Below are 9622 nucleotides of genomic sequence, written 5' to 3'. Positions count from 1 at the left end.
CGATGGAATCCATCCAATGGCAATCTGCCCGATGGAATCCATCCAATGGCAATCTGCCCGATGGAATCCATCCAATGGCAATCTGCCCGATGGAATCCATCCAATGACAATCTGCCCGATGGAATCCATCCAATGACAATCTGCCCGATGGAATCCATCCAATGGCAATCCACCCAATGGAATCCATCCAATGACAATCCACCCGATGGAATCCATCCAATGATAATCCACCCGATGGAATCCATTCAATGGCAATCCACCCGGTTAAATTTCCTGAATAGATCAATATCTTTAATCAGAAAAATTGACAAAAAGGCGAAAAATCAAAAAAGCCAATAGATTATAAAAAAAGGGAATCATTTTTACATGATTCCCTTTTTTCGTTTATATTTTTGAATTCTGATCACTCATAACCGATAACCCATAACAGTTAACCGATTACTTAATTTCAGATATTCTCAACGTATTTACCATTCCCTTTTCAACGATTGGCATAGCTGCTAAGTTGATTACCATATCACCTTTTACAGCGTGTTTTTTCTCGACAACCATATTGTTGATATCTTCAATTGTTTCGTCTGTACTTACGTATTTGTCGTAGTAGTAAGCCTGAACTCCCCAAAGCAAGTTTAACTGCGTTAAAATGCGTTTATTTGACGTAAAAACAAGAATATCACTATTTGGACGCCAAGCAGAAATTTGGAAAGCCGTATATCCACTGTTTGTTAACGTACAAATTGCTTTTGCTTCAATATCGTTAGCCATTAAAGCTGCGTGATAACAAATGTTTTTCGTGATATAGCGATTGGTCTTAATTGTAGGAGGACTTTGTGGTACATTGATTAATGGAGAATTTTCCACACTTTGAATAATTTGTGTCATTTTCTCAATTACTTGTACAGGATAGCTACCTACAGAAGTTTCTCCAGATAACATTACCGCATCCGCACCATCCATTACGGAGTTTGCAACGTCGTTTACCTCTGCTCTTGTCGGAGTTAAACTAGAAATCATGGTTTCCATCATTTGTGTAGCAATGATCACTGGAATTCTAGCGTTTTTCGCCACTTGAACCAATTGTTTTTGAATCAATGGAACTTCTTGAGCAGGAATTTCAACACCTAGATCTCCACGAGCAACCATTAATCCATCACAATAAGCTACTAATTTGTGGATATTTTTTACTGCCTCTGGCTTTTCAATTTTGGCTACAATTGGAATTTTGTGTTCTGAATGTTGTTTGATGATTTCTTGCAAGTCCAATAAATCCTCTGGAGTTCTAACGAAAGATAAAGCCAACCAATCCACTTGTGCTTTAATGGCAAAAATGGCATCATTGATATCCTTTTCCGTTAAAGCAGGTAAGGATACCTTGGTCATTGGTAGGTTTACCCCTTTTTTAGATTTTAAAGGCCCCCCTTGAATAACTTTAGCAACAACTTCATCTGTATTGTTTGTTGATACAACTTCGAAGATCAATTTACCGTCATCTAACAAAATAGTTTCTCCTGCATTTACATCATTGGGAAACTGTTTATAGTTCATGTACACGCGTTTTGCATCTCCTTTGAACTCTTCTTTTGTTGAAAATGTAATTAAATCTCCAGGATTAACAACTACATCTTCCGCCATGATTCCCACGCGTAATTTAGGTCCTTGAAGATCCCCTAAAATTGACGTCGTATAACCATATTCTTTATTTAATTCTCGAATAATGTCGATTTTCTCTTGTACATCGGCGTAGTCAGCATGTGAGAAATTAATTCTAAATACATTTACACCTGCTTTAATCATGTTGTGCAACACTTCTTTTGTTCCTGATGCAGGTCCTAATGTTGCTACAATTTTTGTTCTTTTTTTTGCTACCATATTTTTAAAAAATTAGGTTGTTTTTCGATTTAATCGCTTCTACTCGGATTTCGTATGCGGTAGAAATTACTTTTATTGATTTTAACTTTTCAATGACTGTGCCAATTTCAAACTGTTCATCTGTATTTTCAACTTTTAGAAAGTAATCTACCGTTTTGTATTCTGGTAAAAGATATCCTTGTTTACTAATGGTTGAAACAACATATTGAAAGAGGGGGGATGCCATTTGTGACTCAGGAAGTATAAAAGCTTTATTTGAAACTAATTTCCACAGTACATGGTAATCTGGATCGTCGTATTCAAATAAAGAAAAGGAAGCTAAGCCTTGATCTGTCTCTACTTCAACATCATATGTTGTACGTTCTAAATAAAGGCCGAGAATCGTATTAATAAGATAGGTAACTTTAAAATCCTCCTTGCGCGAAGAGTGAATCGCTATCAGACTATAGTTTTCAGCTTCAAAATCTTCTAATCTTAGAACTACTGGTCCCATTTGTTTATTCGTTAGATACAAAGATACAACTTTTATAATTCAAATAATATGTAGCCATTTAGAAGAAAGATTAAGTAAATGTTAATTGATTACCTAATTTAATGATTTATTTTTTCTTGCAAGGCAAAATAAGCACGTTGCGAAGCTTTTTCTTCTGCTTTCTTCTTGGAAGTGGCTCTCCCTTTTGATATTAACTTGTTGTCAATAAATAGTTTAACTCCGAAATATTTCACATCTTCATTAGAAGACTCCTCATAAGCATCAAATTTGAAGGTGTGTTTTGTTTTTTGACACCATTCAATTAATAAGCTCTTGTAACTGGTGATTTTCGTTTCCAAGACCTGAATATCTTTGATGGTAGAGATTAGGCGTTGATGGATAAACTTCTCACAAGCGGGATACCCTTGATCCAAGTAGATGGCTCCAATGAGCGCTTCTAAGATATTGCCGTGAATATTTTCTCCAAACTGTTGGTTGCCCATTTTGCTTTCAACGATGTGAATCAGTCCTAGGCTTTTGCCAATAGAGTTTAGGTTTTCTCTACTTACAATTTTTGAGCGCATTTTCGTCAAATAACCTTCATCCCCACTGGGAACTTCCAAATACAAATGCGAGGCGATAACCGCGTTGAGCATAGCATCACCTAAAAACTCTAATCGTTCATAATTAATTGGATTCCCTTGATTGTCAAGGATATTCATGGAACGATGCGTGAACGCTAATTTATAGTAGGAAATATCCAACGGTTTAGCCGTTGTGATTTGGGATATCTTACGACAAAAATTCCCGTCCTTTTGACTTGAACGGGAATTTTTAAATATTTTATTTAATACGTTACTCAACATTACGTTGTCGTGCTTAAATATCTAATTTTTTTACTAGTACACAAGCGTTGTGTCCTCCGAAACCAAAGGTGTTACTCATACCTACTTTTACGTCTCTTTTTTGAGCTTTGTTGAAGGTAAAGTTTAATTTAGCATCGATTTGATCATCATCTGTAAAGTGATTAATCGTTGGAGGTACAATTCCGTGCTCGATAGATAGAATTACTGAGATTGCCTCTATCACTCCTGCAGCTCCCAAAAGGTGACCTGTCATGGATTTGGTAGAGTTTAAGTTCATTGAATACGCATGGTCACCAAAAACATTTAAAATTGCTTTTGATTCTGCGATATCTCCTAGAGGAGTTGATGTTCCGTGTAAGTTTACTACATCTACATCTTTTGGCTCTAGACCTGCATCTCTCAAACAGTTTTTCATCACGTTTGTTGCTCCTAATCCTTCAGGATGTGGTGCAGTTAAGTGATGTGCATCAGCAGACATTCCTCCACCGCCAATTTCACAGTAGATTTTAGCTCCACGTGCAACTGCGTGTTCGTATTCTTCTAGTACTAATGCTCCAGCACCTTCCCCTAAAACAAAACCATCGCGGTCTTTGTCCATCGGTCTAGAAGCTGTTTCTGGACTGTCATTTCTTGTCGATAAAGCATGCATTGCGTTGAAACCACCTACACCTGCAATCGTTACAGCTGCTTCAGAACCTCCTGTCACCATGATGTCTGCCATGCCTAAACGAATGTAGTTGAATGCGTCAATAATTGCATTGGTAGAAGAAGCACAAGCCGATACCGTCGTAAAGTTTGGCCCTCTTAAGCCATATTTAATTGAAATATGTCCCCCTGCAATATCTGCAATCATTTTTGGAATAAAGAAAGGATTGAATCTCGGTGTTCCATTTCCATTTACGAAATCAGTAACCTCGTTTTGGAATGTTTCTAATCCACCGATACCAGAACCCCAAATAACTCCAGCTCTATCTTTATCTATGTTCTCTAAGTCTAATTTAGAATCTACAACTGCCTCATCAGCACTAACCATGGCTAATTGAGCGTAGCGATCCATTTTACGTGCTTCTTTGCGATCGATAAAATCCTCTACATTGAAATTCTTTACTTCGCACGCAAATTGGGTTTTGAAATTGGTAGCATCAAAATGTGTAATCGGAGCTGCTCCACTTACGCCATTAATAAGACCGTTCCAATACTCTTGGATGTTATTCCCAATGGGAGTAAGAGCACCTAAACCTGTTACAACAACTCGCCTTAATTTCATAAAGTAAATATTATGGTTTAATAAGTTAAAAAAACCCAATTTTTCACTTTTGTAAAAGGAAACATTGGGTCGCTTTATATTTGTTTATCAGATTACTATACCAGTAAATCTGTCCTTTTTCTATTCTAAAAAATAAGTAGGTATGTCAAAAAATAATAACGCCCACGTGTTGTTAACAACACGTGGGTTATTAGTTATTACTTCTTAGCTTCTTCGATGTAAGAGATAGCTTGACCAACTGTAGCGATGTTTTCAGCTTGATCATCTGGAATTTGAATATCGAATTCTTTTTCGAACTCCATGATAAGCTCAACAGTGTCTAGTGAATCAGCTCCTAAATCATTAGTGAAGCTTGCTTCTGCTACAACTTCGTTCTCGTCAACTCCTAATTTGTCAACGATAATCGCTTTTACTCTTGATGCAATGTCTGACATAATCTTTAATTTTAAAATTTAATTTCCTAGGGCAAAAATAAAAAACTTTATTTTATATCCTGATTATACATGTTAATTGTCAGTGCGAAATTATAAAAATAATTAATACTTAATACTATTTTTCTGTTTATTGTCAGTAATTATTCTTTTTTTTGTACTTAAATAAAGTGTTTTAAAAACTTAAATACTGCTTATATCATGAGAAAAATAGCGCTATTCGCTTCTGGTTCAGGGACTAACGTAGAGAATATTATCAATTACTTTGAAAATAATTCAATTGTCAACCAATACCTAGTTTTGGTCAATAACCCTCATGCTAAAGTAATAGAAAAAGCTGAAAAAAGAAATGTTCCGGTTTATATTTTTGATAAAAATATGCTGAATAACGGCGAGTTAGCAGAAAAACTAGCAGAATTCCAACCGGATTTAATCGTTTTAGCTGGCTTCTTGTGGAAATTTCCTGAAGATTTGGTAAAAAGATACCACAATCAAGTAATTAACATTCACCCTGCTTTATTACCTAAATATGGAGGTAAAGGAATGTATGGGCACTTTGTTCACGAAGCCGTTTTGGCAAATAAAGAAGCAGAAACGGGAATTACGATTCACTTCGTCAACGAAAATTACGATGAAGGCGCTATTATTTTACAAGCAACAACGGCTGTAGAATCACATTATACCGCTGAAGATATCGCCAAAGCAGTACAAGCATTAGAATATAAACACTTTCCAATTGTCATTGAACAGTTGCTAGCTAAAAAATAATCCATGAGTCAATCTTTTCAAGTTATTTTATATACCGATGGATCTGCACAAGGAAATCCTGGACCTGGTGGTTATGGTCTGGTGTTAGAATGGGCCGGTCATCAGGTATTTAAGGAATTTGCACAAGGGTATCGATTAACGACGAATAACCGCATGGAATTATTGGCCGTGATTGTCGGGTTAGAAAAACTGAAAAATCCTCAAACACGTGTATTGGTCGTTTCGGATTCTAAATATGTAGTAGATGCCGTAACCAAAGGATGGGTGTTCGGTTGGGAGAAGAAAAATTTCAAAGACAAGAAAAATCCAGACCTATGGATGCGATTTTTACGCATCTATAGACGTCATCAAGTGTCCTTTCAATGGGTAAAAGGACATAATAATCATCCCATGAATGAGCGCTGTGATACTTTAGCCGTTCAAGCTGGAAAGCAAAAAGATCTATTGATTGATGAATACTACGAGCAAAATCGAGAATAAAAAAGAAGAATAACCCCATATAGAAGAGGTTCAACAATTAAGTTGAACCTCTTTTTTGTTATTGTATAAGGAATGAATTGAAAAGGGTTAGTTAAGGGGAGATGATGATTATCTTGGAGGCATGCTCGACTTTCCTAGGACTTTTCCTCGTAAATTAAGGGTTTTGACGAAGGGTAGTCGAAGGAATGTCCCAATAAGCTTGAGGGAGCTGATTGGAAACTGTAACTAAACTACAACCCATCTGCATCCAGACGGTATCTTTAATTCGGTGTATTTGTCTTGTTTAGAACAAAGTAAAAGAGAAAGTAAGGGGATTTCATCGGATAGATAAAGGGGAGAAAAAGAAAGATAGGGAGGGGTAAGGCGTTGACTGTAAGTTAATTTTAGAATAAAAGGGATTAATTTTTGTTCTAAAATCAGGAATGATATATATTTGCATCTTATTTCTTTTCCAAAAATATGAACAAGTTATTGATCGTCGGAACAGTGGCGTTTGACACCATAGAAACACCATTCGGGAAAACGGACAAAGTATTAGGAGGTGCTGCTACATATATAGGACTGTCTGCTTCTCATTTTGAAGTTGAATCAGCAATAGTTTCTGTAGTAGGGGATGACTTTCCGAAAGAATATATTGAATTACTAGAAAGTAAAAATATCAATACAACAGGTATTGAAGTAGTTCCAGGCGGTAAAACCTTCTTTTGGAGTGGTAGATACCACAACGACTTGAACGCAAGAGATACATTAGATACACAATTAAATGTATTGGAAGATTTCAACCCTGTGGTTCCTGCTGATTTTAAAAATGCCGATGTTGTGATGTTGGGGAATTTGCATCCTGCCATTCAGCAATCCGTATTAAATCAATTGGAACAAAAACCGAAATTAGTGGTGTTAGATACCATGAATTTTTGGATGAATTGCGCATTAGACGAGCTGAAATCAGTTTTGACGCAAGTCGATGTGATTACCATTAACGACGAAGAGGCACGCCAATTATCTGGGGAGTATTCGCTGGTAAAAGCAGCAGAGGTGATTCACGAGATGGGTCCTCAATACGTGGTAATTAAAAAAGGAGAACACGGAGCCTTGTTGTTTTCAGGGAAAGATGTTTTCTTTGCACCTGCACTACCACTAAAAGAAGTATTCGATCCAACAGGAGCAGGGGATACTTTTGCAGGGGGATTCGCAGGATATTTAACAGAAAGAGGAAGTATATCCTTTCAATGTATGAAGAACGCCATTATTTTTGGCTCTAATTTAGCTTCCTTCTGTGTAGAAGAATTCGGAACACAGCGCATGGAACAGCTCGAAGAAGCCGAAATGAAAAAAAGATTAATGCAATTTAAAATGTTAACACAGTTCGACATTGAACTCAAATAAACATGCAACATATTAAGCCTCGTCGTGGGGCTTTTTTTAATGATAACACACAACACAACGAACTATGAGCGACGCACTACAACACGAATGTGGAATTGCTTTTTTACGATTAAAAAAGCCTCTATCCTATTATAAAGAAAAATATGGGAGTGCATTTTACCCGATTCAAAAAATGTACTTACTCCTAGAAAAACAACATAATAGAGGACAAGATGGAGCTGGTTTGGCAAGTATCAAATTAGATATGGAACCAGGCGAGCGCTATATTAGTCGTGTGCGTTCAAATAAAGCACAACCGATTCAAGATATTTTTGCTCAAATCAACGGACGCATCAATGCAGAAATGGAAGAACATCCAGAATATGCAGATAGTGCTGAACTACAGAAAAAACACATTCCGTATTTAGGTGAAGTGTTTTTAGGGCATGTGCGTTATGGAACTTTTGGAAAGAATAGCATCGAGAGTGTTCATCCATTTTTGCGTCAAAACAATTGGATGCACCGCAACTTAATTGTTGCTGGAAACTTTAACCTAACGAATGTTAGAGAATTATTCGACGATTTAGTGCGCTTGGGGCAACACCCTAAAGAAATGTCGGATACCATTACGGTAATGGAGAAAATCGGTCATTTCTTAGATGATGAAATCGATGATTTATATTACAAAATAAAACAAGAAGGATTTTCTAAAAAAACAGCTTCTCCAATTATTGGTGAGCGTTTGGATATTGCTCGTATCTTGCGTAGAGCTTCTAAAAACTGGGACGGTGGATTTACAATGGCAGGGATGTTAGGACACGGAGATGCCTTTGTGTTTAGAGATCCAGCGGGAATTCGACCAGCATTTTACTACGAAAATGACGAAATCGTCGTAGTAGCAAGTGAGCGCCCAGTGATCCAAACGGCGTTGAATGTACCTTTTGAAGATATTAAAGAATTAACACCAGGGCAAGCCATCATCGTAAAGAAAGATGCAAGTGTACACTTTGAGCAAATCTTAGATCCACTTCCATTGAAAGCGTGTTCTTTCGAACGCGTATATTTCTCAAGAGGAAATGATGCGGATATCTACCAAGAGCGCAAAGACTTAGGAAAGTTAATCTTCCCACAAGTGTTAGATATTATTGAAAACGATACAGATAATTCGGTATTCTCTTATATTCCCAATACATCCGAGACGTCTTTTTTCGGAATGATTGAAGGGGCACAAGATTTCTTAAATCAGCGTAAGATTTCAGATATCTTGAAGAATAAAGAAGCTTTATCGGAAGCCAAACTACAAGAGATTCTATCGGTAAAATTACGTACAGAGAAGATTGCAATTAAAGATGCGAAATTGCGTACGTTTATCACAGATGACAGTAGCCGTGATGATTTAGTTGCTCACGTATACGACGTAACTTATGGTGTGATTAAACCAACGGATAACTTGGTGATTATCGATGACAGTATTGTACGTGGGACAACCTTGAAGAAAAGCATCATCCGCATGTTGGATCGCTTGAATCCGAAGCGCATTGTGGTTGTTTCTGCAGCGCCTCAAGTGCGTTACCCGGATTGCTACGGAATCGATATGGCTAAATTAGAAGGGTTAATCGCTTTCCAAGCGGTAATCGAGATGCTGAAAGAGCGCAATATGTATCACATTGTGGAAGAGGTATACCAAAAGTCAAAAGCACAAGTAGGCTTGAAAGACGACGAGGTAATCAACTACGTGAAAGAGATTTATGCACCTTTTACAGACGAAGAGATTTCAGCAAAAATCGCTCAAATGGTAACAGAAGAGGGAATCAAATCGGAAATCAAAATCGTCTTCCAATCGATTGACAACTTACACAAAGCGTGTCCGAAAAACTTAGGGGATTGGTACTTCACGGGAGACTACCCTACTAAAGGTGGAAATCGCGTGGTTAACCGCGCATTCATCAACTACTACGAAGGCAGAGATGAGAAACCGTATTAATAGGAATTAAGAATTATATAGAAGCACCGAGAGATCGGTGCTTTTTTGTTTTGAATCTTTTGGTATTCCCTCAGAAAAGAAAGGGGTTGGCTTTTTTTAAAGAGAAGTGTTAAAGAGATG

Annotated in this window: 10 protein-coding genes; 4 read left to right on the top strand and 6 right to left on the bottom strand. The window is 37.1% G+C overall.

Translation table 11 applies throughout. The features are described from left to right. From HX004_RS12110 to HX004_RS12085, 6 genes are all read right to left on the bottom strand, one after another. Window positions 1–255, bottom strand: a 255-nt coding sequence (locus HX004_RS12110; protein WP_286442807.1) for a hypothetical protein, incomplete at its 3' end; no start/stop codon positions are given. A 183-nt stretch (window positions 256–438) separates the two neighbouring features. Continuing rightward, the gene (pyk, locus tag HX004_RS12105; RefSeq protein WP_286442806.1) at window positions 439–1869 is read right to left on the bottom strand and encodes a pyruvate kinase; all 1431 of its coding nucleotides are present in this window, start codon (window positions 1867–1869) and stop codon (window positions 439–441) included. A gap of 4 nt (window positions 1870–1873) precedes the next feature. Beyond that, window positions 1874–2362: an IPExxxVDY family protein gene (locus HX004_RS12100; RefSeq protein WP_286442805.1), complete on the bottom strand. Its 489-nt coding sequence runs from the start codon at window positions 2360–2362 to the stop codon at window positions 1874–1876. Between the two features lie 98 nt (window positions 2363–2460). Further along, window positions 2461–3207 carry a ribonuclease III gene (rnc, locus tag HX004_RS12095; protein ID WP_286442803.1) on the bottom strand — a complete coding sequence of 249 codons (747 nt, stop codon included), beginning with the start codon at window positions 3205–3207 and terminating at the stop codon, window positions 2461–2463. 13 nt (window positions 3208–3220) lie between these two features. Continuing rightward, on the bottom strand, window positions 3221–4474 hold the full coding sequence (gene fabF / locus HX004_RS12090) for a beta-ketoacyl-ACP synthase II (RefSeq protein WP_286442802.1): 1254 nt from the start codon (window positions 4472–4474) through the stop codon (window positions 3221–3223). Between the two features lie 197 nt (window positions 4475–4671). Beyond that, window positions 4672–4908 carry an acyl carrier protein gene (locus tag HX004_RS12085; protein WP_002988156.1) on the bottom strand — a complete coding sequence of 79 codons (237 nt, stop codon included), beginning with the start codon at window positions 4906–4908 and terminating at the stop codon, window positions 4672–4674. Between the two features lie 198 nt (window positions 4909–5106). Here HX004_RS12085 and purN point away from each other — a divergent pair, with 198 nt between their 5' ends. From purN to HX004_RS12065, 4 genes are all read left to right on the top strand, one after another. Then, complete coding sequence (gene purN / locus HX004_RS12080; protein ID WP_286442801.1) at window positions 5107–5673, top strand: phosphoribosylglycinamide formyltransferase; 567 nt, start codon at window positions 5107–5109, stop codon at window positions 5671–5673. Between the two features lie 3 nt (window positions 5674–5676). Next, window positions 5677–6153 (top strand): ribonuclease HI, encoded by a 477-nt coding sequence (gene rnhA / locus HX004_RS12075; RefSeq protein ID WP_286442800.1) that lies wholly within the window; start codon window positions 5677–5679, stop codon window positions 6151–6153. Window positions 6154–6612: 459 nt separating this feature from the next. Beyond that, complete coding sequence (locus HX004_RS12070; RefSeq protein WP_286442798.1) at window positions 6613–7539, top strand: PfkB family carbohydrate kinase; 927 nt, start codon at window positions 6613–6615, stop codon at window positions 7537–7539. Between the two features lie 64 nt (window positions 7540–7603). Continuing rightward, entirely contained in the window at window positions 7604–9502 is a 1899-nt protein-coding gene (locus HX004_RS12065; RefSeq protein WP_286442796.1) for an amidophosphoribosyltransferase, read from the top strand. Window positions 9503–9622: the final 120 nt, after the last annotated feature.

This window comes from Myroides sp. 1354, from assembly GCF_030324495.1.
GTDB lineage: Bacteria > Bacteroidota > Bacteroidia > Flavobacteriales > Flavobacteriaceae > Flavobacterium.
Note: the sequence above shows the minus strand (reverse complement) of the source record. Positions and strands in the feature narration are given on the sequence as shown.